The sequence below is a fragment of the Massilia eburnea genome, from assembly GCF_050709955.1.
Lineage (GTDB): Bacteria > Pseudomonadota > Gammaproteobacteria > Burkholderiales > Burkholderiaceae_D > Rugamonas > Rugamonas eburnea_A.
In genome coordinates this window covers 109,492-131,809 of record NZ_JBNZFX010000012.1, presented here as the reverse complement: position 1 = coordinate 131,809, position 22,318 = coordinate 109,492, and the positions used below count along the sequence as shown (strand labels likewise).

The window sequence follows — 22,318 nt, the reverse complement described above, 5'->3', positions numbered from 1 at the left end:
ACGCATGACTGATTATCCGCATTACCTCGACCTGCTGCCGGTCGCCCGTGCCGCGGGCACGGTGCGCCTGCCAGGTTCGAAATCCATCTCCAACCGCATCCTTCTGCTCGCCGCATTGGCAGAAGGGGAAACCCGCGTGATCGACCTGCTGGCATCCGACGATACCGCCGTGATGCTGGCCGCATTGCGCTCGCTCGGCGTCGAGTGGACCGAACACCGCGAAGGTGAGAGCACCGTGCACGTGGTGCAGGGCGTCAAAGGCAGCTGGCCGCTGCGCAGCGCCGACCTGTTCATGGGTAACGCCGGCACCGCGATTCGCCCGCTGACCGCGGCGCTGGCCGTGATTGGCGGCGACTACAAGGTGCACGGCGTGCCGCGCATGCACGAGCGTCCGATCGGCGACCTGGTCGACGCGCTGAACGCCGCCGGAGCCGACATCGAATACACGATGAACAAGGGCTACCCGCCGCTGCACATCCGCAGTGGCGAGTTCAAGTCGCAGCGCCTGTCGGTGCGCGGCGATGTGTCGAGCCAGTTCCTGACCGCATTGCTGATGGTCGCCCCGCTGATGGCGCGCGAACACGCGGTGACCATCGACGTTGAAGGCGAACTGATTTCCAAGCCTTACATCGAAATCACCCTGAACCTGATCCGCCGCTTCGGCGGCGTGGTGGAGCAGGACGGCTGGTCGTCGTTCACCATTCCCGCTGGCCAGGTCTATCAGAGCCCGGGCACCATCCACGTGGAAGGCGATGCCTCCAGCGCATCCTACTTCCTGGCTGCCGGCGCGATTGGCCGCGGCCCGGTGCGCGTGCAGGGCGTGGGCAACAACTCGATCCAGGGCGACGTGCGCTTTGCGCAGGCGCTGGAGCAGATGGGTGCGACCATCGTCATGGGCGATAACTGGATTGAAGCCAGCGCGAGCGGGCCGCTGAAGGCGGTCGATATGGACTTCAACCATATTCCGGATGCGGCGATGACCATCGCCGTGGCCGCGCTGTACGCCGAAGGCACCACCACCCTGCGCAATATTGCCTCCTGGCGCGTGAAGGAAACCGATCGCCTGTCGGCCATGGCGACCGAACTGCGCAAGCTGGGGGCGAAGGTGGAAGAGGGCGCGGACTGGCTGTCGGTCACCCCGCCCGCGGTACTGCTGCCGGCCGCCATCGATACCTACGACGACCACCGCATGGCGATGTGCTTCTCGCTGGCCTCGTTGGATGGCTTTATCCGCCAGGGTGCCAAGGTTCGCATCAATGATCCAAAATGCGTCGCGAAGACCTTCCCTGAGTATTTCACCGCGTTCGCGTCGATCGCGAAGCGTGGTAGCGTTTAACTTTTAATCAAAACCGGTAGTTCTGGGTCAGACCCAAGGGTCAGACCCGCCACCGCAGGTGCCGCAGGCTGGGTCAGACCCTTGGGTCTGACCCGGGTTTACCGGTTTGAAAATTAATCATATGCCAACATCGAACATCCCAGTCATCACCATCGACGGCCCGACCGCTAGCGGCAAGGGCACCGTGGCCCACAAGGTCGCGGACAAGCTTGGCTTCCACCTGCTCGATTCGGGCGCCCTGTACCGCCTGACAGCGCTGCAGGCCCTGCGCCGCGAAACCAACCTGAACGACGAGCACGCCCTGGCCAAGCTGGCCGAGCACCTGAACATCCATTTCGCCGGCGACGCCATTTACCTGTCGCAAGAAAACGTCACCGACGCCATCCGTGTCGAGGAAGTTGGCAATACGGCATCGAAAATCGCCGCGCTGCCCGCCGTGCGCCAGGCTTTGTATGGCCTGCAACTGAGTTTCCGCAAGACACCTGGCCTGGTCGCCGATGGCCGCGACATGGGCTCGGTGATCTTCCCGCACGCCCCGCTCAAGGTGTTTTTGACCGCCTCCGTGGAAGCGCGCGCCGATCGCCGCTATAAGCAATTGATCGGAAAGGGAATTTCTGCTAGTATGCAAGACCTGCTGATGGATTTGAAAGCGCGCGACGACCGGGATATGAACCGGGCCATTGCGCCGCTGGCGCCAGCAGAGGGTGCTTTCCTCCTCGATACGTCTGCCATGAACGCTGATGAAGCGACCGAGCAGGTGTTGAAATGGTGGGCCGCTACCCACAAATAAATAGCTGTTCTTGTTCAACCCTCAACCCAGTTGAAGCCGCATCGTGCGGGTCTTACTGGCTAACCTGGAAATAACAAATGGAAAGTTTTGCAGCCCTCTTCGAAGAGTCCCTGTCACGTCAAGACATGCGCTCCGGCGAAGTGATTTCCGCTGAAGTCGTGCGTCTGGACCACAACTTTGTGATCGTCAACGCCGGCCTGAAATCGGAAGCTTTCATCCCTGTTGAAGAATTCAAGAATGACCAAGGCGAACTGGAAGTCAAAGTAGGTGACTTCGTTTCCGTGGCCATCGAATCGCTGGAAAATGGTTTCGGCGATACCATCCTGTCCCGTGACAAGGCTAAGCGCCTGGCATCGTGGCTGGCACTGGAAAAAGCAATGGAATCCGGCGAGATCGTCGTTGGTACCGTCAATGGCAAAGTCAAGGGCGGCCTGACCGTTCTGACCAACGGCATCCGTGCGTTCCTGCCAGGTTCCCTGGTAGACACCCGTCCTGTTAAAGACACCACCCCATTCGAAGGCAAGACCCTCGAATTCAAGGTTATCAAGCTGGACCGCAAGCGTAACAACGTCGTTCTGTCCCGCCGCGCCGTCATCGAAGCTTCGATGGGCGAAGAGCGTCAGAAACTGATGGAAACCCTGAAAGAAGGCACCGTGGTTACCGGCGTCGTCAAGAACATCACCGACTACGGTGCGTTCGTTGACCTGGGCGGCATCGACGGCCTGCTGCACATCACCGACCTGGCATGGCGTCGTGTGCGTCACCCATCGGAAGTGCTGACCGTTGGTCAAGAGATCACCGCTAAGGTCCTGAAGTACGATCAAGAGAAGAACCGTGTGTCCCTGGGCGTGAAGCAACTGGGCGACGATCCTTGGACCGGCCTGTCCCGTCGTTACCCACAGAGCACCCGCCTGTTCGGTAAAGTCACCAACCTGACCGACTACGGTGCGTTCGTTGAAGTTGAACAAGGCATCGAAGGCCTGGTTCACGTGTCCGAAATGGACTGGACCAACAAGAACGTGGCTCCTAACAAAGTCGTTCAACTGGGCGACGAAGTTGAAGTCATGGTCCTGGAAATCGACGAAGAGCGTCGTCGTATCTCGCTGGGCATGAAGCAGTGCAAGGCAAACCCTTGGGACGACTTCGGCGTGACCCACAAGAAGGGCGATAAGGTCAAGGGCGCGATCAAGTCGATCACCGACTTCGGCGTGTTCATCGGCCTGCCAGGCAACATCGACGGCCTGGTGCACCTGTCCGACCTGTCCTGGACCGAGTCCGGCGAAGAAGCCGTGCGCAAGTTCAAGAAAGGTGACGAACTGGAAGCCGTGGTTCTGGCAATCGACGTTGAGCGTGAGCGCGTTTCCCTGGGCGTTAAGCAACTGGAAGGCGATCCATTCAACAACTACGCAGCCATGAACGACAAGGGCTCCCTGGTTACCGGTACCGTTAAGTCGGTTGAGCCAAAAGGCGCCGTGATCCAGCTGTCCGAAGAAGTTGAAGGCTACCTGCGCGCTTCCGAAATCTCCCGCGACCGCGTGGAAGATGCCGGCACCCACCTGAAGGTTGGTGATTCCGTGGAAGCCCTGGTGATCAACATCGATCGCAAGGCACGTTCGATCCAGCTGTCGATCAAAGCTAAAGACAGTGCTGACACCGCTGAAGTGATGTCGAAGATGGCCGCTGACTCCAGCGCCGCTTCCGGCACCACCAGCCTGGGCGCACTGCTGAAAGCCAAGTTCGACAACAAGAACTAATCTACCGAGTACTTAGATGACTAAGTCCGAATTGATCAACCGCCTGGCTGAGCGTTACTCTCAGCTGGTGGCCAAAGATGCGGAGTACGCCGTCAAGACCATTCTCGATGCGATGACCAACGCCTTGGCCGAAGGCCAGCGCATCGAGATCCGTGGTTTTGGCAGCTTTGCCCTGAATTCGCGGCCGCCACGCATTGGACGCAATCCCAAGTCCGGCGACAAAGTGATGGTGCCTGAAAAACGGGTGCCGCACTTCAAGCCTGGCAAGCAGCTGCGCGAGCGGGTCGATGCGATGGTCGGGCAACCGATCATTGAGGACTGAGTCTCTGGCACAGTAGAATGAAGGGGCGGGCATTTGCCTGCCCCTTTTTTTGTTGTTTAGAACCGGTAAACCAGTGTCTGACCCCGAGGGTCAGACACTGGTTTACCGGTTTTAAAGATAGGAACCGAGAATGAAATTTATTTCCACCGCCTTCGGCGTTGTCCTGTTTGTCCTGTTCTTTGGTTTTGCCCTGAAAAATTCGCAGGAAGTCGACCTGCACCTGTTCCTGAATTACGAGCTGCGCGGACCACTGGTGCTGATGCTGCTGGCCTTCTTCGTGGCCGGCGCCGCCCTGTGCATCCTGGCGCTGACTCCTACCTTGTTCCGCCAACGCCGCGAATCGAACAAGCAGAAATCCACCATCCAATCCCTGCAGAGCGCGGCCATGCAAGTGAACGAGCGCCCGCTGCCGGACAGCATCAACACCCAGCAATAAGAGAAATATGGATTTTGAACTCTGGTGGCTGCTGGGCATCCCAGCTATGTTTGCCCTCGGCTGGATCGCCGCTCGCGTCGATATCCGCGCCGTGGTATCCGAATCGCGCACCCTGCCGCGCGGCTATTTCCGTGGCCTGAACCATCTGCTGAACGACCAGCCGGACAAGGCCATCGACTCCTTCATCGAGATCGTCAAGCTCGATCCCGAAACCGCCGACATGCACTTCGCACTGGGCAACCTGTTCCGCCGCCGCGGCGAGACGGAGCGCGCCATCCGCGTGCACCAGAACCTCTTGTCGCGTCCCGACCTGCCGACCGAACAGCGCGCCCAGGCGGAATATGAGCTGGGCCAGGATTACCTGAAGGCCGGCCTGCTGGACCGCGCGGAGGAAACCTACACCCGCCTGCTCGACACCACCTACGCCGTGCAGGGCCGCAAGGCGCTGCTGGAAATCTACCAGCGCGAAAAGGAATGGAAGCGCGCCATCGAAGCCGCGCTGGCGCTGCAGGAAGCCGGCGCCGGCTCGCGCCAGAAAGAAATCTCGCAGTTCTACTGTGAACTGGCGCAGGACGCGCTGGTGCACATGAAGCCCGAAGAAGCGGAAAGCCTGCTGGAACAAGCGCTGCAAGCCGACCGTTCGAGCGTGCGTGCCACCATCTTGTGCGGCGACGCGCAGCTGGCAAAAGGCGACACCGAAGCCGCGCTGCTCACCTGGCGCCGCGTCGAGCAGCAATCCGTGCCGCACACCGCCCTGGTGGCAACACGCCTGATGGACGGCTACCGCAAGGTCGGCCGCCCGCAGGAAGGTGTCAGCCTGCTGAAGTCCTACCTGGAACAGGCCTCCTCGATCGACTTGCTGGAAGTGGTGTTCAAAGCCGTCATCGAACTGGAAGGCGTGGACACCGCCAAGCAGGTTGTGCTCGACGAACTGCGCCGCACGCCGACCCTGCTCGGCCTCGACAAGCTGCTGGAAGCGCGCATGATGGATGCGCCGGCCTCCGTGCTGTCGGAGCTGTCGATGGTAAAAAACCTGGTGCACGGCTACACGCAAAAGCTGGCGCGCTACCAGTGCAGCCACTGCGGCTTCAAAGCCCGCCAGTTTTACTGGCATTGCCCAGGATGCAGCCGTTGGGATTCCTACCCGCCGCGCCGCACCGAAGAACTCAACGTAATGAACTGATATGAGCAAAGCGCCCGCACTCGACAAAGTACGCATCCTGGTCGCAGGCGACGTCATGCTGGACCGTTACTGGTTCGGCGACGTCAGCCGTATTTCGCCGGAAGCCCCGGTACCCGTGGTGCGCATCGAACGCCGCGAAGCCCGGCTGGGCGGCGCCGCCAACGTCGCACGCAATTCCGCGGCGCTGGGCGCGCACGCCGGCCTGCTCGGCATCGTCGGCGCCGACGAAGCCGGTGCGGAAGTGGAGCAACTGCTGCAAAGCGGCGGCATCCACAGCTACCTGAAACACGACAGCGCGATTTCCACCATCATCAAGCTGCGCGTGATCGGCCGCCAGCAGCAGATGGTGCGCATCGACTTCGAAGAACCGCCAAGCGACGCCGTGCTGCGCAACAAGCTGGTGCAGTTCAAGACGCTGTTGCCGGAATACGACGTGATCGTGCTGTCCGACTACAACAAGGGCGGCCTGGTCGACGTGGCTGAAATGATCGCCACCGCACGCGCGGCCGGCAAGATCGTGATGGTCGACCCGAAAGGCGACGACTTCTCGCCATACAAGGGCGCCACCGTACTGACCCCGAACAAGTCGGAACTGAAGCGTATCGTCGGCACCTGGAACAGCGAAGAGCAACTGGTGAGCAAGGCGCAAAACCTGCGCGCCGAACTCTCGCTGGACGCATTGCTGCTGACCCGCTCGGAAGAGGGCATGACCCTGTTCACCGACGAAGGCATCTTCAACGTGCAGGCCAGCGCGCGCGAAGTGTTCGACGTCTCCGGCGCCGGCGACACCGTGATCGCCACCATGGCCGCCATGCTGGGCGCCGGCGCCGGCTGGCAAGAAGCGGTCGAAACTGCCAACCGCGCCGGCGGCATCGTGGTCGGCAAGCTCGGCACCGCCACCGTCACCCGCGACGAACTATTTGCTTAAAAGTCGGGGTCAGCTCCGGCAATCGGACAAAAGGCGCACATTCGTGCGCCTTTTGTCCGATTGCCGGAGCTGACCCCGACTTTCATGTGCGTGGGCGGGAAGCGATTTTTTGTTATATTGGCAATCCGTTTATTCTTTCCGGACTGCCATGCGCCTGCTCATCCTTTCCCTGCTTGCCGCGATCTCGGTGCAAGCACACGCCCAACCTAATTTCTCCAAAGACATTGCCGGCGGCAGCGATCATCCGTTGCTGCATCGTTATGAGGGGTCGATGCTGTATATGTTCGGCGGCGAGAACCTGGGGCCGGCCCGCATCGTCGATAGCGAGGCTGGCAAGCCGGTGCTGCGCAAGGTGGAAGGCAAGACCGCCAACCGCTTTTACTGGGGCCCGAAAGGCCGCAGTGCGCTGGAAATCCACCGCAACTACCAGCAGGCGCTGACTGCCGCCGGCTTCAAGATCCTGTACGCCTGCGAGACCGACCAGTGCGAAAAGGCCAAGGTGCAGCACCTGGTGCAGGAGCTGCCGCGCGAAGCGAACTGGAAGTCGTTTGACGCGTATGTCAGCAGCATCTTCAACAGCGCCAACCAGCCGCGCTTCCACTTGGTCAGCGCTGCCAAGGCCGGGCCGGGCGGCAATACCCATGTCATGGTTGCATTGTCCGAATACACGGATTACCAGCGCGTGCGCCAGTTCGTGCAAATCGTCGAACCGACCGTGATGGAAGGCGGCAAGGTGACTGTCGATACGCGCGCCATCCAGGATGGTTTGCAGCGCGATGGCAAAGTGGCGCTGTATGGCGTGACCTTCGACACCAACAAGGCCGTGATTCGCGATCAATCCAGTGAACAGCTGGAACAGATGGCCAAGGCACTGCAGGCGCAGCCCAAGATGAAAGTCTTCATCGTCGGCCACACCGATGACCAGGGCGAGTTCGAGGCCAACCTGGTCTTGTCGCAGAAGCGTGCCCAGGCCGTGGCCGAAGCGCTGGCCTCCAAGTACGGCATTCCCGCCAACCGCATGATGCCGCGCGGCGTCGCCAATATGGCGCCAGTGGCCAGCAACGCCAGCGACGAAGGCCGCGCCAAGAACCGTCGTGTGGAATTAGTCGTGCGTTGATTGATCTGCCTCAAACTACGCGTGGCTCGCGTCAGCCGGAAGGCGCGGGCCGCGTTGTGGCTGAACGAGGTCTTCTCGTGTCCACATATGGAGGTAATCATGATCAGGAAACTGTTGCTTGCCGTCGCCACGCTGGCCGCTTGCATGGGCATGGCGTTCGCCCAGGTTGATGTGAACAAGGCCGACCAGGCCGCACTCGATGGCGTCAAGGGTATCGGCCCGGCCAAGTCCAAAGCGATCATGGCGGAACGCGCCAAAGGGGAGTTCAAGGATTGGGCCGACCTGGAACAGCGCGTCAAAGGCATCGGCGAGAAAAACGCCATGAAGTTGTCGGAGGCCGGGCTGATGGTCAACGGCAAGTCGCGCGACGGCGCCGCGCCTGTCCGTAAGGAAGCCGCGCGCAAGTAAGGTCAATTCGCTGCGGTAGTCCGCAGGTATCGGCGCTTATCGGCAAGGGGAGGCGTTCATCGCATGCTTCCCCTAACGCCTGCGGCCTGGGGCACAGTTACGGACATGACAATGTCGTCATGCCATGAGAAACTACCGCCCCATGAAACCCCACGTCGTACTGCTTGCAGCACTAAGCGCCATCTCATTGCTGGCGCTTGCACAACCCACTTCACAGCTCGATCCTGCCTGGTCGGTCGGCAGCGAAAATAACAATTATGAAGGCGGCATCGCCGATTTCGGTTTCGCTCGTGGCGGCAGCGCGAAATTCCTGCGTGCGAACAAAGCCGGAGAGCGGGATTGGGGCAGTCTGGCGCAGGGATTCAATGCCGCACAGTATCGAGGCAAACGGGTGCGGTTCCAGGCACAGGTTCGCACCGAGGGCATCACCGACTGGAGCGGCTTGTGGATGCGGGTCGATTGCCAGGGTGATCGTTCTTGCGCGTTCTATAACAGCGAGGACAACGCAATTGTCGGCACTCATGACTGGCAACTGCGTAGCGTTACACTGGAGGTTCCGGAAAACGCCAGGACAATCGTGCTGGGGGTGATTGCGGCAGGCAGGGGGACCGTCTGGATCGACGAATTGAAAATTGAAGCCGTAGGCAGCGAGGTGCCAGTCGACGTCCAGCCTTCTTTTGAAGAAATGATGGAACGGCGCAGCATGCCGAGCCTGTGATGGACATGCCACCCTCACCCTTGTCCGCCAAGCGTTTTGGCCCGATGCCTGCGTTGCAGCAGCTGGTTAGCTGCACGCGCCGCCAATTCGTCCTGAGCGCATTGCATATTCTTCTGGTTACTGCTGTCTTCCTGTGGCGCCAATGGTATGACCTGCTTGTGCTATTTGCCTGCCTGCTTCTGGCCGCTGCGCTGGTATTGCCCGGCGAAGCCTTGCTGCGCCGGGTGTTGCCGACGGATGCCGGCTGGCGCTGGTGCTGGGCGGCGCAGCCACCGTTGCTGGCGCTGGGGGCCAGCGCCGCGACCCTTGCCTATGTTTATGCGACAAAGACCCTGCACTTGAAGGCGCTGGGCGGCGCGCAGATGTTGGGAAGTGCGCTGGCGTTTGGCGCGCTGGTTGCCGTGGTTCCGCTGCTGTATGCGCAGCGCCAGGCCAATGCCCTGCGATTGTCGGAACTGCAGCGTGTGGCGCTGTCTGCTGAGCTGAAGTCGCTGCAGGCGCAGGTGGAGCCGCACTTCCTGTACAACACGCTGGCCAATACGCGCTACCTGGCGCGCCATGCGCCGGAACGCGCGGTGGAGATGCTCGATCACCTGATTGCTTACTTGCGCACGGCATTGCCCGACATGCGCACGCCGTCGTCCACGCTGGCCCGGGAGTGCGAACTGGCGGGCCATTACCTGGCGCTGATGGAAATCCGTTTCGGCACGCGGCTCGCGACCAGAATCGCTTGCCCTGAAGATCTGGGCAGCTTGCCCGTCCCGCCGATGATGCTGATGTCATTGGTCGAAAACGCGGTGCAGCACGGCGTCGAACCGAAACCGGGCGCCGTATGCGTGAGCGTCGCAGCAGCACTGCGCGGTGATGGCCGGTTGGGCATCGTCGTGCGTGACGACGGTGCCGGCGTGCAGTCCGGGCAGGGCGCCACGCTGCTGGGCAGCGGGGTTGGGCTGCGCAATGTGCGTGAACGACTGCAGGCCCTGTATGGCGGCCTGGCCGCTTTTGAACTGCGGCAGGCAGCCGATGGCGCGACCGAGGCGGAACTGCTGTTGCCGGTCGAGGGGCGCGCATGAAACCACGCATTCTGATCGCCGATGATGAGCCGCTGCTGCGCGCGGAGTTGCGCCAGCTGCTCACCGCGTTGTGGCCGGAGGCGGAACTCCTGCCCGATGCAGCAGATGGTTTCGAGGCGCTGCGGCTGGCACGCGAGATGGCGCCTGACGTGGCTTTTCTTGATATCCGCATGCCCGGATTGGATGGGCTGCAGCTTGCGGCCGCATTCGGCTCGCGCACGCACGTGGTATTCGTCACCGCATACAATGAGCACGCGCTGGCCGCGTTCGAACAGGGCGCACACGATTACTTGCTGAAGCCGGTCGATGCGGCGCGATTGGCGCGTACAGTTGAGCGGTTGCGCGGACGCCTCCTGTTGCCGCCGCCGGATTTGCGCCGCATTGCTGCCGACGTTCGCGCGGCAAGCACGGCACCGCTGCAAGTGGCGCCGGCGCCGTCATGGATCCAGGCTTCGGTGGGGCAGGCGGTTCATTTCATCGACCTGTGCGACATACTGTATTTCGTGGCCGAGGACAAGTACACGCGCGTGGTGGCGCAGGAATTGGAGGCGCACATCCGCACGCCGCTCAAGGAACTCGCCGAAACGTTGGAAGGAGGGGGATTCTGGCAGGTGCACCGCAGCTACGTGGTGGCAGTGAAGCGCATTGCCGCCGCCGTGCGTGACGGCGACAACGCGATGTGGCTCTCTTTACGCGGGCACGGAGCGCGGCTGCCGGTCAGCCAGCGCTTCCAGCACCGTTTCAAGGGGATGTGACCGGCAGGTTGGCCAGGAAGGTGTGGATCTGCGATACCACGGCCGCGCCTTCGCCGACACCGGCTGCAACGCGCTTGGTGGAGCTGGAGCGCACGTCGCCAATCGCAAACACGCCGGGCACGCTGGTTTCCAGCGGTGCGCGTTGCGGCGCATCGGCCAGCGTCATCTTGGCGCGGCATTGGTCCTTGATCGCATCGAAGCCGGTGCGGATGAACCCTTGCGCATCAACCTCCACGCCGCAATCGGCCAGCCAGGCAGTATTCGGGTCGGCGCCGATGAACAGGAACAGGCGGCATACGTCGCAGCCATCGACTTCGCCGGTATCCTTGCAACGGAAGGTGACGCGCGACAGGCCGTCATCATTGCCTTCCAGCGCCACGATCTCCGTATGCGTATGCAGTTCGATGTTCGGCGTGGCCTTGATGCGGTCGATCAGGTAGGTCGACATGGTAGCCTTCAGGCCGTCGCCACGGATCACCATGTGCACCTTGGAGGCGTGGCCCGAGAGGAATACGGCGGCCTGGCCGGCCGAATTGCCGCCGCCAACCAGCACCACTTCCTCCGACTTGCACAGCTTGGCCTCGATCGGCGAGGCCCAGAAATAGATGCCGCGGCCTTCGAATTCGCCGATGTTGTCGAGGGCGGGGCGCTTGTAGCGCGCACCGCTGGCCAGCACCACGGTCTTGGCGCGCACCACTTGTCCGCCCGCGATCTCCACGCGCAGCGGCCAGCTGTCGCACAGCAGCCGGGTGGCTGGCGCTGGAATGGCGACTTCCACGCCGAACTTCTGGGCTTGCACGAAGGCGCGGCCGGCCAGTGCGCCGCCGGAGATGCCGGTCGGGAAGCCGAGGTAGTTTTCAATGCGCGCACTGGCTGCTGCCTGGCCGCCAAAGGCGCGCTGCTCGAGTGCTAGCACGGACAAGCCTTCCGACCCGGCGTATACCGACGTTGCCAGGCCGGCAGGGCCGGCGCCGACCACCACCACGTCCCACAGTTTTTCAGTATCGATGTCGGGCAGCAGGCCGATGCAATAGCCAACTTCCGCGTTGCTCGGATTCTTTTTCACCGCGCCGTCCGGGCACACCACCAGCGGCCAGTCGTCCGGCCCCGGCTGGTAGTACTCGCATAGTGCGCGCGCCTGCTCGTCATCCTTCGGATCGAGGATGCGGTAAGGGTAGCCATTGCTGCTCAAGAAGCTGCGCAGGTGGAACAGGGCCGCATTGCCGGATGGGGAAACCAGTACCAGGCCGCCGCCTTCGGTCTCCAGCAAGCCGACGCGGCGCAGGATCAGGGCGCGCACGATGCGTTCGCCTAGTTCCGCTTCCGCGATCACCAGCGCGCGCAGGTTTTCCGGCGACACTTCCAGCACTTCGACATCGTCCTTGGCGGTGGCATTGACCAGGGAAGGGCGGCCGGAAAGCTGCGAGACCTCGGCAGTGAATTCGCCCGGACCGTGCTCGGTCAGGAATTCCGAATTGCCAAGTCCATCGTATTTGCAGATAGTGATCGTGCCTTTCAGCCCGACCAGCAAGCCAAAGCAGGTGTGTCCGGCTTCGAGGATGCGCACGCCGCGCGCATACTGGCGCACCGCGCCAAAGCGGTGCAGGCGCTTGACTTCCTGCTCGGTCAGCACCGGGTTGACCTGGTGCCGGCGGCTCTCCAAGGTGGACGGCATGGAGATGACTTCAGTGTCGCTCATGGGGAAAGGCTCCTCTATTAATGCATGTAGTTTAATGCAATTGCCCGGGCCTGCTATGATTTACCATGACCTTTACCATCCGACCGCTGCACCCGGAAGAATTGGGCTCCTTCTTCCATTACCTGAACGACCACCTGCTGGATAATGGACGCGATGGCACGCCCTTGTTCCAGCCCATGTCGCGAACCAGCGCTGGTTTCCCGCCGGAGAAGGTGAATGGCTTCAGCACCGGGCTCCAGGCCAACTTCGGCCAGCAAGGCTGGCGCCGCGTCTGGATCGCGCTGCGCGAAGGTGAAATCATGGGACACATCGACCTGCGCTCGCGCCCCGAAGCGACGGCACGCCATCGCTGCCTGCTGGGCATGGGCGTGCACCGCGCCGCGCGCCGCAGCGGCCTCGGCGCCGCGCTGGTAGCAACGGCAGCTGGCTGGGCGCGCGAACAGGGCCTGGAATGGGTGGACCTGGAAGTCCTGGCGGGCAATGCCCCGGCCCGCGGCTTATACCGGAAATGCGGCTTCGTGCAGACTGGCGAGATCGCGGACCTGTTCCGGATCGACGGCGAAAGCCTGGGCTATGTCTTCATGTCCCTGCACCTCGCCTCCGAAGCGGATAAAATGGTCGTTTGACAGAACAATACATAGCAGGAACCATGGGATACAAAACAATCGCCGATACCATCGGTAACACGCCGCTGGTGCAGCTGGTACGCATCCCCGGCGCGGACGCTGCCGCGCGCGGCAACATCATCCTCGGCAAGCTGGAAGGCGACAATCCGGCCGGTTCGGTCAAGGACCGTGCCGCCATGTCGATGCTGCGCCGGGCCGAAGAGCGCGGCCAGATCAAGCCGGGCGACACCCTGATCGAGGCCACCAGCGGCAATACCGGTATCGCACTGGCCATGGCTGCAGCCATTCGCGGCTACAAGATGATCCTGCTGATGCCGGAGAACCTGAGCGAAGAGCGCCGCATGAGCATGGCGGCCTATGGCGCCAACATCATCCTGACCCCGAAAACCGGCGGCATGGAATACGCGCGCGACCTGGCTGAGCAGATGCAGAAGGACGGCAAAGGCATCATCCTCGACCAGTTTGCCAACGGCGACAACCCGCGCGCCCACTACGAGGGCACCGGCCCGGAAATCTGGCGCGATACTGACGGCCGCGTGACGCACTTCGTCTCCGCCATGGGCACCACCGGCACCATCATGGGCGTGTCGCAATACCTGAAGGAGCAGAGCGAGAGTATCCGCATCATTGGCGCGCAGCCGGAAGAGGGCTCATCGATTCCCGGCATCCGCAAATGGCCGGAAGCCTACCTGCCGAAGATTTACGACAAGGCGCGCGTGGATCAGGTGGAATACGTGTCGCAGGCAGCGGCGGAACGCATGGCGCGCCGTTTGGCTGCGGAAGAAGGTATCTTCTGCGGAATTTCGGCAGCGGGTGCCTGTGAGATTGCGCTGCGCATTTCGCAGCAAGTGGAAAACGCGACGATCGTGTTCATCGTCTGCGATCGCGGCGACCGCTATTTGTCGACCGGGGTGTTCCCGGCTTAAGCACAACGGTGCTCACCCTCCCCGGGCGGGGAGGGTGAACCAAGAGCTGGAATCAGCCCTTGTTTTCGGAGCCTGCGCCCTCTTTCGGCTTGAACTGCTTGTCGCTGATGCGGAACTTATTGCGGCGGTCGCCCATCAGGTAGCGCAGGTCACGGATGCTCAGGTCGGAAACCTCGTGCATGCGGATCAGCAGCGATGCGCCAACCGGCAGGCGGTGGTGGCGAATTTTGGAGATCACAGGCGGCGCCACTTCCAGAGCGCGCGACAGTGCCGCATCGTTCTTCAGGCGCAGGTTTTCGATCAGGGTGTCGAGCAGACGGTTCGGATTGTACTGCAGCAGATCATCGCCTTCCGATTCGTTGTTCATATCGTTACCGACTTGGTTGGTCATGTCTTCTGTTCCTTCTCTAAAGTTGTCCTGCTAACGACCCAAATCCTGCGACGGATTCCTGTTTAACAAGTTTCATAATATATACACAATTGTACAACAGTGCGGTCAGCAGTACTTGCGTGCAACAAAAAATAGTATATTGCTCTCGAAACGCGTTGTCGTATCGCAACATTCTGAGAGAATTCTACCTTAATTTTTGTGTTAGGGTAATTCTATACTCTTGTATATCACACAAGTTACACGCGGTTACAAAGTTTCTTTCAATGAAAGCTTTACGGCACGCCCGAGTTCGACTACCGACATGGCATAGAAATAACTCCGGTTGTACTTTGTGATAGAAAAGAAATTATTGCTCGCAACCCAGTATTCGGTGGGATCCGAGCCGTTCTGCAGATCAACAAGACCATACAGGCCCGGCGGCAGGTCGCTATCGGGGTGTACGCCGGCAGCCAGCAGGTCGGCGCCGCTGACCTGGGCTTCCAGGCCGGTGTTCAGGTATTTCTCCCAACCGCGCTCGGGCGAGACGGTGGCCGGATAAGCCAGCCGCGCCGGATCGTCGCGCTTCCAGCCGTGCGCCACCAGGAAATTGGCAACGCTGCCGATGGCGTCGGCCGCCGAGTTGCGCAAGTCGACCTTGCCGTCGCCGTCGAAATCCACGCCCAGCTTGTAGATATTGCTTGGCATGAATTGCGGCATGCCGACTGCGCCGGCGTAGGAGCCGGTCAGCGACAGCGGGTCGATCCCGGCCTGGCGTGCCGAGACGATGGCGGACTCCAGCTCGCCACGGAAGAATTCCATGCGCGCTTCGCGGTTCGGCGTCAATGGGTAGGAGAAGGCCAGGGTGGCCAGCACATCGAGTACACGGAACTTGCCCATGTCGCGGCCGTAGATGGTTTCCACGCCGATGATGCCGACGATGATTTCGGCCGGCACGCCGTACAGCGCTTCGGCGCGCGCCAGGGTGTCGCGGTTGGCGTTCCAGAATTCGGCGCCCGCATTGATCCGCCTCGGTTCGATGAAGCGGCTGCTATAGGCTTGCCAGTTCTTTGGCTTGCCCGGCGGCGCCGGCTTCACCAGCTGCACCGCCGCGTCGATATAGCGTACTTCAAGGAACAGTTTTTCGGATTCGGCAACCGGCACACCGTGTTTCAGTTCCATGTCGCCCATGAACTGCTGCACATCCTTCCATTGGCCGAAGTTGACGAATTCGCCGCTGTAATCGATTGCGGGCTTCTTAGGCGCCGGCCGCGCTTTCGCGGGCTTGCGCGGGGCGGCATCGGCCGCCGGCGCCAGGGCCAGGCCGAAGCAGGCCATGGCCAGCATGGTGGTGGGGAAATTCTTTAAAAAAGTCATCGGGATTGCTTCAGCAAACTGTTCAGCCGTGCAACGGGCTGATGTTCTCGTTGTGCTGCCGGCGCGCCATATTTGAGTGCGCCGTACAGCTCCAGGAATCCGGTCATGGCAGCTATTTTCTCGCGCGGCAATTTCAGCTGCCGCACGCGTTGCGCCAGGTCCAGCGGGCCTTCGTCCGGCGCCTTGTCCACGCCATGGCGCGCAAGTTGGCGGCAGAAGGCGAGGTAGGCGGCATCGACGGGATCGCGCGCACGTTCGGTGCGGCGGTATTTCATCCACAGCACCAGCCCGGCACACAGGGCCAATCCTGCCAGCAGGCGCCAGTTGCCAAAGGCGGCTGCCAGTGCTTTGAAGAAATCTTGCTGCCTGTTTGGATTGTAATCGAGGATCCATTGATTCCAAGCATTATTCATCGCGCTGAAGCTGAAACGCATCTGCGCCAGCCAGGAGTACTGGTCGCGCGCCAGCTCGGCCAAGCCTTGCAAACCGAAAGGTGCTTCACGCGGCAAGGCTTGTGCCAGGCTGCTGCGAATGCGTTCAGGCGCGACGGCCGCGGTGGGGTCGATCCGCGTCCAGCCGCGCTGGGGCCCGAGCCAGACTTCGCTCCAGGCATGGGCGTCGGACTGGCGTACCGTGTAATAGCCGTCGACCGGATTGCGCTCGCCGCCCTGGTAGCCGTTCACCACGCGCGCCGGAAGGCCGGCCGCGCGCATCACGTAGACGAACGAGCCGGAATAATGTTCGCAGAAACCCTTGCGTGTATCGAACAGGAATTCGTCGATTTCATCGCGCCCAAGCCGGCCCGGCTCCAGCGTATATTCGAAGCCTTTGCGGAACATGTCCAGCACCGCCGCGATGGCCGCATCGTCGCCGCGTTCGGCGCGCAAGGCCTGGATCTGCGCCGCGTAGCGCAGCGTGCGCGGATTGAAGCCTTGCGGTAGCTGCAGCCAGCGCTCAAGGGTCTCCGGCTCAAGGCCTGGCTGCGCGATGTACTTCGGGTGTGCCACGGACGTGTAGCGCAGGCGCTTGTCGCTGCTGGCGCCCACCAATTGCTCCAGCTCCGCGGTGTAGGCCGGGTTGCCGCCGTCGACGCTCGGACCCGGTTCGCTCAGCTCCAGCATGAACAGGAATTGGCGGCGGCCCGGTTCCAGTGTCACCTCGTAGGGATAGGACGGTCCTTTCCAGGCCAGTTGCCGGGCCAGGCGTAACTGGGCGACGGGATGCAGCGGCCGGCCGATGCGGCTCCAGGCGCGCCCGTCGTAGTTGCTCAGCACCGGACCGCGCCAGTAGAGCTGTTCCTGCGGTGGCGCGGCGCCATCGAAGCGGGCGCGGAACGCCACCTCTTCCGACAGCGCCAGGCTGGTCATGGAGCCCGGCGACATGGTGTCGGACATGCCGCTCTTGCCGCCGGCATCGCCCGGCAAGCCCCACAGCGGACCCTGGATGCGTGGGAAGCCGACGAACAGCAGCACGCCCAGCGGCGCCGCAATCAGGAAGACGCGTGCGGCCAGCTTCAGGCGCGCGGCCAGCGGCGGCACGGTGCCGGTGAACTGGAAGGTGATCTGCGCCGACAGCAGCACGATGATGGTGGCAATCATCACCAGCGCGGTGAGGATCGACTGCGAGTAGAAGAAATTCGTCAGCAGCAGGAAGAAGCTGAGGAAGATCACCACGAACAGGTCGCGCCGCGCATGCATCTCCAGCAGCTTGAAGGTCAGCAGCAGGGCCAGCATCGTCACGCCCGGTTCGCGTCCGAGCAGGGTGCGGAAGGTCAGGTACACGCCGCCCATGGCCAGCAGCGAGACCGGCAGCAGCAGCCACATTGGCGGCAGGCGGCTGCCGCGCAGGGTAATCGCCCCGCGCCAGCACAATGTCAGGCAAACCGTGGCCGAAGTCCACAGCGGCAGGTGGCCGAAGTGGGGCGCCAGCACCATCACCGCCGCCAGCAGCAGCAGCAGGGTATCGGCCTTGTCGCGCGTCAGGCGGCTGGCCATGCCGGCCAGGCGGGCTATCATGTGCCCTCCTTGCCATGCAGGGCCAGCACGCGCAGGCATTCGGCGCAATGCGCTTCGCCCAGGCCTTGCGCGATCTCGCGATGGCCGACATGCAGGGCATAGGGCAGGGCGCGCCGCTCCGCTTCCAGCACCCAGGCGGTCAAGCGGGACAGGCGCACTTCGATATCGAGCAGCGGCGGCAGCGCATCCAGGTCCAGCAGCAGGTCGGACACGGCGCCGCCTTCGAAATGCTTGCTCACCAGGTGGCCGCCATCGGCCGGATGCAGGCGTGCGATCTGGCGCCAGGCCAGGTGGCGCATCGGGTCGCCCGGCTGGTAGTTGCGGATGCCGGAAAAATTATCCAGGCCGACGGTGCCGTAGCCATCCTCGCGCGCGGCGCCGGTGGTGGGCAGCGGCGGCGGCGCAGCTTCCGGCTGCGGGTAGACCAGCACTTTCAGGTCCGGCTGCCAGTACGACCAGGAGCCGAACAGGCCAAGCGGGAAGCGGGTGAACAGGCGCACGCGCGGCGCTGCCAGCCAGCCGCGTTGGGCGCTGGGGCGCGACAGCATCACGGCGGCACTGCCCTTGGACGCGACGTCGATCGACTGGCGTGGTTCGCCCTCGTCCTGGAAACCGAGCCAGATCGCGTAGCGCGCGCGCGGTGTGGCATTGCGCACCAGCAGTTCGAACTGGGCCTCGTCGCCGGCGAACACCGGCTGGGCGCGGCCGGGGGCCAGGTGCAGGAAGGCCAGGTTCTTGGCCGTCATGTACATGTCGACGATGGCGCAGGACCCGGTGAAGAAGGTCAGCACGAAGCCCAGGCCCAGGTTGTAGTTGATGGAGCCGATCAGCATGATCAGCAGCAGTCCGACAAAGGCCAGGCCGGGCCTGGTCGGCAGGATGAAGACGCGGCGCATCACGAGATGCACCTCGCCCGGTTCCTTTTCCTTCAGCTGGAACAGCCAGCGGTCAAGCATTCTCCGCGCTGGAGCAAGCATGGCTTAAACCGCTACCGATTTTTGCAGTTGCAGCACCAGGTCGCGGCTGGCCAGCGCAGTGCCGTGCGAAGACTTGAGCGGGCGCAGGCGGTGCGCGCAGACCGGCACCAGCACGGCCTGCACGTCTTCCGGCATGACGTGGTCGCGGCCTTCCAGCGCAGCCCAGGCGCGGGCCGCCTGCAACAGGGCCAGCGCGGCGCGCGGGCTCAGTCCTTCGGCAAAGAAGCCGTTCTGGCGCGAAGCCTGCGCCAGCGCCTGCACATAATCGATCAGGGCCGGAGCGGCGTGGATCTGGCGCAGCGACTGCTGGGCGGCGAACAGTTCGGCCGGCGTCATGGCCGGCGGCAGGTGCTTGAGCATCTGGCGGCGGTCTTCGCCCATCAGCAGCGCGCGTTCGGCGGCGGCGTCCGGATAACCGAGCGAGATGCACATCAGGAAGCGGTCGAGCTGCGATTCCGGCAGCGGGAAGGTGCCGACCTGGTGGATCGGGTTCTGCGTCGCGATCACGAAGAACGGCTCGGGCAGGGGCCGGGTCACGCCATCGGCCGAGACCTGGCGCTCTTCCATCGCTTCCAGCAGGCCGGACTGGGTCTTCGGCGTGGCGCGGTTGATTTCGTCGGCCAGCAGCACCTGCGTGAAGATCGGGCCGGGGTGGAAGCTGAAGGCGTTCAGCTCGCGTTCATAGATCGAAACGCCGGCCACGTCGGCCGGCAGCAGGTCGCTGGTGAACTGGATACGGTTGAACTGCAGGCCCAGCGACAGCGCCAAAGCGTGCGACAGCGTGGTCTTGCCGACTCCCGGCAAGTCTTCCAATAAAAGGTGGCCGCCGGCCAGCAGGCAAGTCAGGGACTGGCGTACTTGCAATTCCTTGCCAACGATGACCTGCCCAACCTGGCGTGCTACGGCGTGTAATTTGGTATACATGGTTTTGGTACTCATCCCGCCGCGTGGTAGATTAGTCGCATTCTATGCGAGAACGCGATTCATGAGCACAGCAATTTACAGCCATCCCGACTGCCAGCGCCACGAAATGGGCGACTGGCATCCCGAATGTCCGGCGCGCCTGCAGGCCATTGCCGACCAGTTGATCAATGCCCACATCGACGACCTGCTGGATCACCGCGACGCGCCGCTGGCCGATGAAGCTTCGATCGCGCGCAACCACACTGCCAATGCCATCGCTATCGTGCGCGACCACCTGCCGTGCGCCGGCGACTACTATCCGATCGATGGCGATACTTCGCTGAACGCCCATAGCTGGCAGGCCGCGCGCCGCGCCGCCGGCGCCGCGCTGGCCGCCACCGACGCCGTGCTCGATGGCGAGATCGACAATGCCTTCTGTGCGGTGCGCCCGCCAGGCCACCATGCGCGGCCGACCGAGCCGATGGGCTTCTGCCTATTCAATAATGTGGCGATCGCCGTCAAGCATGCGCTCGACGCGCGCGGCCTGGAGCGCGTGGCGGTGGTCGATTTCGACGTCCATCACGGCAACGGTACCGAGGAAGCGCTGCTCGACGAGCCGCGCGCGCTGATGGTGAGCTTTTTCCAGCATCCGTTCTATCCATATTGCGAAGTGCTGCCGGAGACGCCGAACCGCGTCAATGTGCCGGTGCCGGCCGGTTCCAAAGGCGACACGGTGCGCGCGCTGGTGCAGGAGAAATGGCTGCCGGCGCTGCATGCGTTCAAGCCGCAGATGATCTTCATCTCCGCCGGTTTTGACGCGCACCGCGAGGACGACCTGGGCGGCATGGGGCTGGTGGAAGCCGATTACGCCTGGATGACGCAGCAGGTGATGGAGGTCGCGCGCCAGCATGCGCAAGGCCGCATCGTGAGCTGCCTGGAAGGCGGCTACAACCTGTCGGCCCTGGGCCGCAGCGTGGTCGCCCATGTAAAGGCCCTGGCCGAGATCTGAGATGCTGCCGCTGTTGCTTGCGCTGGCCGGTGCCGGCGCCTTTCCCTACGAATCGCTGGCCACGCCGGCCAACTGCACCGTGCCCGAGTGGCCGCGCGAAGCGGTACGCTACGAAATCGAAGGCACCACCATGCTGCAGTTCCAGGTCGGCGCCGATGGCGCGGTGCGCAATGCGGAAGTAACGCAGGGCAGCGGCTGGAGCATCCTTGACCGGGCGGCGCTGGCCGGGCTGGCGCGCTGCCGTTTCAAGCCGGGGCTGGCCGCGGCGCGCGACGGCACGGTGTTCCCGCTGCAGTATGCCTGGACGCTGGAAGGCCCGGCGCCATTGCGGCCGATGCTGCTGCCCGGCAGCTGCGGCCCGTCGCAGCGCTTCCTGCGCTACGATAACCTGGACCAGCGGCCCGATGGCCGGGCTTCCATCAAGCTGCGCTTCCTGGTCGACCCGGAGGGCAAGGCCCAGCGCATCGTGCCGGAAGCGGCGCATTTCGACGCCGGCGTGCTGCGCGACGCGGTGAGCTGGCTGCAAACTTGTCGTTTCGGCATCTCGCCCAAGGCCTCTGGTGCCCGCACCGACACCTCGTTCGGCAGGGTGGTCTTGAGGTAAAATGGCGGATTGTTCATTCGATTCGTAAGGCAAGAGCATGTCTATCCAATGGTTCCCCGGGCATATGAACGCCGCCAAGAAAAAGGCGGCGGAACAGATGGCCGACGTCGATGTCGTCATCGAAGTGGTTGACGCGCGCCTGCCTGCGGCCAGCTGCAACCCGCTGGTGGAAGAACTGCGCAAATTCCGCCAACGCCCTTGTCTGAAGATCCTGAACAAGATCGACCTGGCCGACCCGGATGCCACCGCGGCCTGGATCCGCCATTTCGAGCAGGACAAGACCGTCACCGCCTATGCGATGACGACCAAGAAGCCGTCCGATGTGGCCAGGGTGATTTCCAAGGCGCGCAAGCTGGCGCCGCACCGCAACGAGGCGATCAAGCCGCTGCGCATGATGATCATGGGGATTCCCAACGTCGGCAAGTCGACCCTGATGAACGCGCTGCTCAATCGCCGCGTGGCGAAAGTGGGCGACGAGCCGGCCGTCACCAAGCAGCAGCAGAAGATCTACCTGGATCTGGAAACGGTGCTGATCGACACGCCGGGCCTGCTGTGGCCGAAGATCGAGATGCCGTCCGACGGCATGGCGCTGGCGGCTTCGCATGCGATCGGTGCCAATGCGCTGATCGAGGAAGAAGTGGCGGTATGGCTGGCGGAAGAACTGCTGAAGCGCTATCCGGACCTGCTGAAGGCGCGCTACAAGGCCGATGTGTCGGCCATGGATGGCGTGGCGCTGATCGAACGCGTGGCGCAATTGCGCAGCTACCGCCTGCGCGGCGGCGATTGGGACTTCGAGAAAGCTTCGCACATGCTGCTGCAGGATTACCGCAGCGGCGCGCTGGGCCGCATTTCGCTGGAAACGCCTGCCACCCGCGCCGAAGCGCTGGCAATCCATACGGAAGCGGAGCGCATCAAGGCGGAAGAGGCGGAGCGCAAGGCCGCCGAGAAGGAAGCCGAACGAATGAAGGGCAAGCGCGGGTCCTGAGCCGAACCGA

23 protein-coding genes are annotated in these 22,318 nt (G+C 62.9%); 17 read left to right on the top strand and 6 right to left on the bottom strand.

The genetic code is table 11. The annotated features are described in order from the left end of the window. Positions 1-4: 4 nt before the first annotated feature. The 12 genes from aroA (at position 5) to ACQ4MM_RS08585 (ending at position 10,820) form a co-directional block, all read left to right on the top strand. Positions 5-1,336, top strand: coding sequence for a 3-phosphoshikimate 1-carboxyvinyltransferase (aroA, locus tag ACQ4MM_RS08640; RefSeq protein WP_431476984.1), 1,332 nt, complete (start codon positions 5-7; stop codon positions 1,334-1,336). 121 nt (positions 1,337-1,457) lie between these two features. Beyond that, positions 1,458-2,126, top strand: coding sequence for a (d)CMP kinase (gene cmk, locus ACQ4MM_RS08635; RefSeq protein WP_431476983.1), 669 nt, complete (start codon positions 1,458-1,460; stop codon positions 2,124-2,126). 77 nt (positions 2,127-2,203) lie between these two features. Then, positions 2,204-3,880, top strand: a complete 1,677-nt coding sequence (rpsA, locus tag ACQ4MM_RS08630; RefSeq protein ID WP_055937096.1) for a 30S ribosomal protein S1 — start codon at positions 2,204-2,206, stop codon at positions 3,878-3,880. Between the two features lie 16 nt (positions 3,881-3,896). Continuing rightward, positions 3,897-4,202 (top strand): integration host factor subunit beta, encoded by a 306-nt coding sequence (locus ACQ4MM_RS08625; protein WP_057260302.1) that lies wholly within the window; start codon positions 3,897-3,899, stop codon positions 4,200-4,202. A gap of 130 nt (positions 4,203-4,332) precedes the next feature. Further along, entirely contained in the window at positions 4,333-4,638 is a 306-nt protein-coding gene (locus ACQ4MM_RS08620) for a LapA family protein (protein WP_431476982.1), read from the top strand. 7 nt (positions 4,639-4,645) lie between these two features. Beyond that, positions 4,646-5,821, top strand: coding sequence for a lipopolysaccharide assembly protein LapB (gene lapB / locus ACQ4MM_RS08615; RefSeq protein WP_431476981.1), 1,176 nt, complete (start codon positions 4,646-4,648; stop codon positions 5,819-5,821). Position 5,822: 1 nt separating this feature from the next. Continuing rightward, entirely contained in the window at positions 5,823-6,749 is a 927-nt protein-coding gene (gene rfaE1, locus ACQ4MM_RS08610) for a D-glycero-beta-D-manno-heptose-7-phosphate kinase (RefSeq protein WP_431476980.1), read from the top strand. Positions 6,750-6,897: 148 nt separating this feature from the next. Then, a complete protein-coding gene (locus ACQ4MM_RS08605; RefSeq protein ID WP_431476979.1) occupies positions 6,898-7,866 on the top strand; it encodes an OmpA family protein in 969 nt (322 codons plus the stop codon). A 99-nt stretch (positions 7,867-7,965) separates the two neighbouring features. After that, on the top strand, positions 7,966-8,274 hold the full coding sequence (locus ACQ4MM_RS08600; protein ID WP_431476978.1) for a ComEA family DNA-binding protein: 309 nt from the start codon (positions 7,966-7,968) through the stop codon (positions 8,272-8,274). Between the two features lie 142 nt (positions 8,275-8,416). Beyond that, positions 8,417-8,992 (top strand): transcriptional regulator, encoded by a 576-nt coding sequence (locus ACQ4MM_RS08595; RefSeq protein WP_431476977.1) that lies wholly within the window; start codon positions 8,417-8,419, stop codon positions 8,990-8,992. After that, positions 8,992-10,065 (top strand): sensor histidine kinase, encoded by a 1,074-nt coding sequence (locus ACQ4MM_RS08590; RefSeq protein ID WP_431476976.1) that lies wholly within the window; start codon positions 8,992-8,994, stop codon positions 10,063-10,065. Before ACQ4MM_RS08595 ends, ACQ4MM_RS08590 begins: the two co-directional genes overlap by 1 nt. Then, on the top strand, positions 10,062-10,820 hold the full coding sequence (locus ACQ4MM_RS08585) for a LytR/AlgR family response regulator transcription factor (RefSeq protein WP_431476975.1): 759 nt from the start codon (positions 10,062-10,064) through the stop codon (positions 10,818-10,820). The genes ACQ4MM_RS08590 and ACQ4MM_RS08585 overlap by 4 nt, the downstream gene beginning before the upstream one ends. Here the strand turns inward: ACQ4MM_RS08585 and ACQ4MM_RS08580 are convergent. After that, complete coding sequence (locus ACQ4MM_RS08580; protein WP_431476974.1) at positions 10,807-12,519, bottom strand: FAD-dependent oxidoreductase; 1,713 nt, start codon at positions 12,517-12,519, stop codon at positions 10,807-10,809. The two genes, ACQ4MM_RS08585 and ACQ4MM_RS08580, sit on opposite strands and share 14 nt — an antisense overlap. A 65-nt stretch (positions 12,520-12,584) precedes the next feature. Between ACQ4MM_RS08580 and ACQ4MM_RS08575 the strand changes: the two genes are divergently transcribed. Both ACQ4MM_RS08575 and cysM read left to right on the top strand, forming a co-directional pair. After that, the gene (locus ACQ4MM_RS08575) at positions 12,585-13,145 is read left to right on the top strand and encodes an N-acetyltransferase family protein (protein ID WP_431476973.1); all 561 of its coding nucleotides are present in this window, start codon (positions 12,585-12,587) and stop codon (positions 13,143-13,145) included. Between the two features lie 23 nt (positions 13,146-13,168). Next, positions 13,169-14,071 (top strand): cysteine synthase CysM, encoded by a 903-nt coding sequence (gene cysM / locus ACQ4MM_RS08570; protein WP_431476972.1) that lies wholly within the window; start codon positions 13,169-13,171, stop codon positions 14,069-14,071. A gap of 52 nt (positions 14,072-14,123) precedes the next feature. On the opposite strand, the gene ACQ4MM_RS08565 is transcribed toward cysM, so the two are convergent. The 5 genes from ACQ4MM_RS08565 to ACQ4MM_RS08545 all read right to left on the bottom strand — a co-directional run bounded on the left by ACQ4MM_RS08565 (position 14,124) and on the right by ACQ4MM_RS08545 (position 19,731). Then, positions 14,124-14,462, bottom strand: coding sequence for a hypothetical protein (locus tag ACQ4MM_RS08565; RefSeq protein ID WP_057260288.1), 339 nt, complete (start codon positions 14,460-14,462; stop codon positions 14,124-14,126). 246 nt (positions 14,463-14,708) lie between these two features. Continuing rightward, positions 14,709-15,815, bottom strand: coding sequence for a lytic murein transglycosylase B (mltB, locus tag ACQ4MM_RS08560; protein WP_431476971.1), 1,107 nt, complete (start codon positions 15,813-15,815; stop codon positions 14,709-14,711). Next, complete coding sequence (locus ACQ4MM_RS08555) at positions 15,812-17,830, bottom strand: transglutaminase TgpA family protein (protein WP_431476970.1); 2,019 nt, start codon at positions 17,828-17,830, stop codon at positions 15,812-15,814. Before ACQ4MM_RS08555 ends, mltB begins: the two co-directional genes overlap by 4 nt. Beyond that, positions 17,827-18,786, bottom strand: coding sequence for a DUF58 domain-containing protein (locus tag ACQ4MM_RS08550; RefSeq protein WP_431476969.1), 960 nt, complete (start codon positions 18,784-18,786; stop codon positions 17,827-17,829). Before ACQ4MM_RS08550 ends, ACQ4MM_RS08555 begins: the two co-directional genes overlap by 4 nt. A gap of 24 nt (positions 18,787-18,810) precedes the next feature. Continuing rightward, positions 18,811-19,731: an AAA family ATPase gene (locus ACQ4MM_RS08545; RefSeq protein ID WP_431476968.1), complete on the bottom strand. Its 921-nt coding sequence runs from the start codon at positions 19,729-19,731 to the stop codon at positions 18,811-18,813. Positions 19,732-19,792: 61 nt separating this feature from the next. Here ACQ4MM_RS08545 and ACQ4MM_RS08540 point away from each other — a divergent pair, with 61 nt between their 5' ends. The 3 genes from ACQ4MM_RS08540 to ylqF are packed head-to-tail and all read left to right on the top strand — an operon-like array spanning position 19,793 to position 22,308. Next, a complete protein-coding gene (locus ACQ4MM_RS08540) occupies positions 19,793-20,719 on the top strand; it encodes a histone deacetylase family protein (RefSeq protein ID WP_431476967.1) in 927 nt (308 codons plus the stop codon). Between the two features lies 1 nt (position 20,720). Then, on the top strand, positions 20,721-21,323 hold the full coding sequence (locus tag ACQ4MM_RS08535) for an energy transducer TonB (RefSeq protein ID WP_431476966.1): 603 nt from the start codon (positions 20,721-20,723) through the stop codon (positions 21,321-21,323). 37 nt (positions 21,324-21,360) lie between these two features. Then, entirely contained in the window at positions 21,361-22,308 is a 948-nt protein-coding gene (gene ylqF / locus ACQ4MM_RS08530) for a ribosome biogenesis GTPase YlqF (protein ID WP_431476965.1), read from the top strand. Positions 22,309-22,318 lie beyond the last annotated feature (10 nt).

Coding starts and splice junctions, on each gene's coding strand:
- aroA (WP_431476984.1), top strand. CDS start 5: ATGACTGATTATCCGCATTACCTCGACCTGCTGCCGGTCGCCCGTGCC.
- cmk (WP_431476983.1), top strand. CDS start 1,458: ATGCCAACATCGAACATCCCAGTCATCACCATCGACGGCCCGACCGCT.
- rpsA (WP_055937096.1), top strand. CDS start 2,204: ATGGAAAGTTTTGCAGCCCTCTTCGAAGAGTCCCTGTCACGTCAAGAC.
- ACQ4MM_RS08625 (WP_057260302.1), top strand. CDS start 3,897: ATGACTAAGTCCGAATTGATCAACCGCCTGGCTGAGCGTTACTCTCAG.
- ACQ4MM_RS08620 (WP_431476982.1), top strand. CDS start 4,333: ATGAAATTTATTTCCACCGCCTTCGGCGTTGTCCTGTTTGTCCTGTTC.
- lapB (WP_431476981.1), top strand. CDS start 4,646: ATGGATTTTGAACTCTGGTGGCTGCTGGGCATCCCAGCTATGTTTGCC.
- rfaE1 (WP_431476980.1), top strand. CDS start 5,823: ATGAGCAAAGCGCCCGCACTCGACAAAGTACGCATCCTGGTCGCAGGC.
- ACQ4MM_RS08605 (WP_431476979.1), top strand. CDS start 6,898: ATGCGCCTGCTCATCCTTTCCCTGCTTGCCGCGATCTCGGTGCAAGCA.
- ACQ4MM_RS08600 (WP_431476978.1), top strand. CDS start 7,966: ATGATCAGGAAACTGTTGCTTGCCGTCGCCACGCTGGCCGCTTGCATG.
- ACQ4MM_RS08595 (WP_431476977.1), top strand. CDS start 8,417: ATGAAACCCCACGTCGTACTGCTTGCAGCACTAAGCGCCATCTCATTG.
- ACQ4MM_RS08590 (WP_431476976.1), top strand. CDS start 8,992: ATGGACATGCCACCCTCACCCTTGTCCGCCAAGCGTTTTGGCCCGATG.
- ACQ4MM_RS08585 (WP_431476975.1), top strand. CDS start 10,062: ATGAAACCACGCATTCTGATCGCCGATGATGAGCCGCTGCTGCGCGCG.
- ACQ4MM_RS08580 (WP_431476974.1), bottom strand. CDS start 12,519: ATGAGCGACACTGAAGTCATCTCCATGCCGTCCACCTTGGAGAGCCGC.
- ACQ4MM_RS08575 (WP_431476973.1), top strand. CDS start 12,585: ATGACCTTTACCATCCGACCGCTGCACCCGGAAGAATTGGGCTCCTTC.
- cysM (WP_431476972.1), top strand. CDS start 13,169: ATGGGATACAAAACAATCGCCGATACCATCGGTAACACGCCGCTGGTG.
- ACQ4MM_RS08565 (WP_057260288.1), bottom strand. CDS start 14,462: ATGACCAACCAAGTCGGTAACGATATGAACAACGAATCGGAAGGCGAT.
- mltB (WP_431476971.1), bottom strand. CDS start 15,815: ATGACTTTTTTAAAGAATTTCCCCACCACCATGCTGGCCATGGCCTGC.
- ACQ4MM_RS08555 (WP_431476970.1), bottom strand. CDS start 17,830: ATGATAGCCCGCCTGGCCGGCATGGCCAGCCGCCTGACGCGCGACAAG.
- ACQ4MM_RS08550 (WP_431476969.1), bottom strand. CDS start 18,786: ATGCTTGACCGCTGGCTGTTCCAGCTGAAGGAAAAGGAACCGGGCGAG.
- ACQ4MM_RS08545 (WP_431476968.1), bottom strand. CDS start 19,731: ATGTATACCAAATTACACGCCGTAGCACGCCAGGTTGGGCAGGTCATC.
- ACQ4MM_RS08540 (WP_431476967.1), top strand. CDS start 19,793: ATGAGCACAGCAATTTACAGCCATCCCGACTGCCAGCGCCACGAAATG.
- ACQ4MM_RS08535 (WP_431476966.1), top strand. CDS start 20,721: ATGCTGCCGCTGTTGCTTGCGCTGGCCGGTGCCGGCGCCTTTCCCTAC.
- ylqF (WP_431476965.1), top strand. CDS start 21,361: ATGTCTATCCAATGGTTCCCCGGGCATATGAACGCCGCCAAGAAAAAG.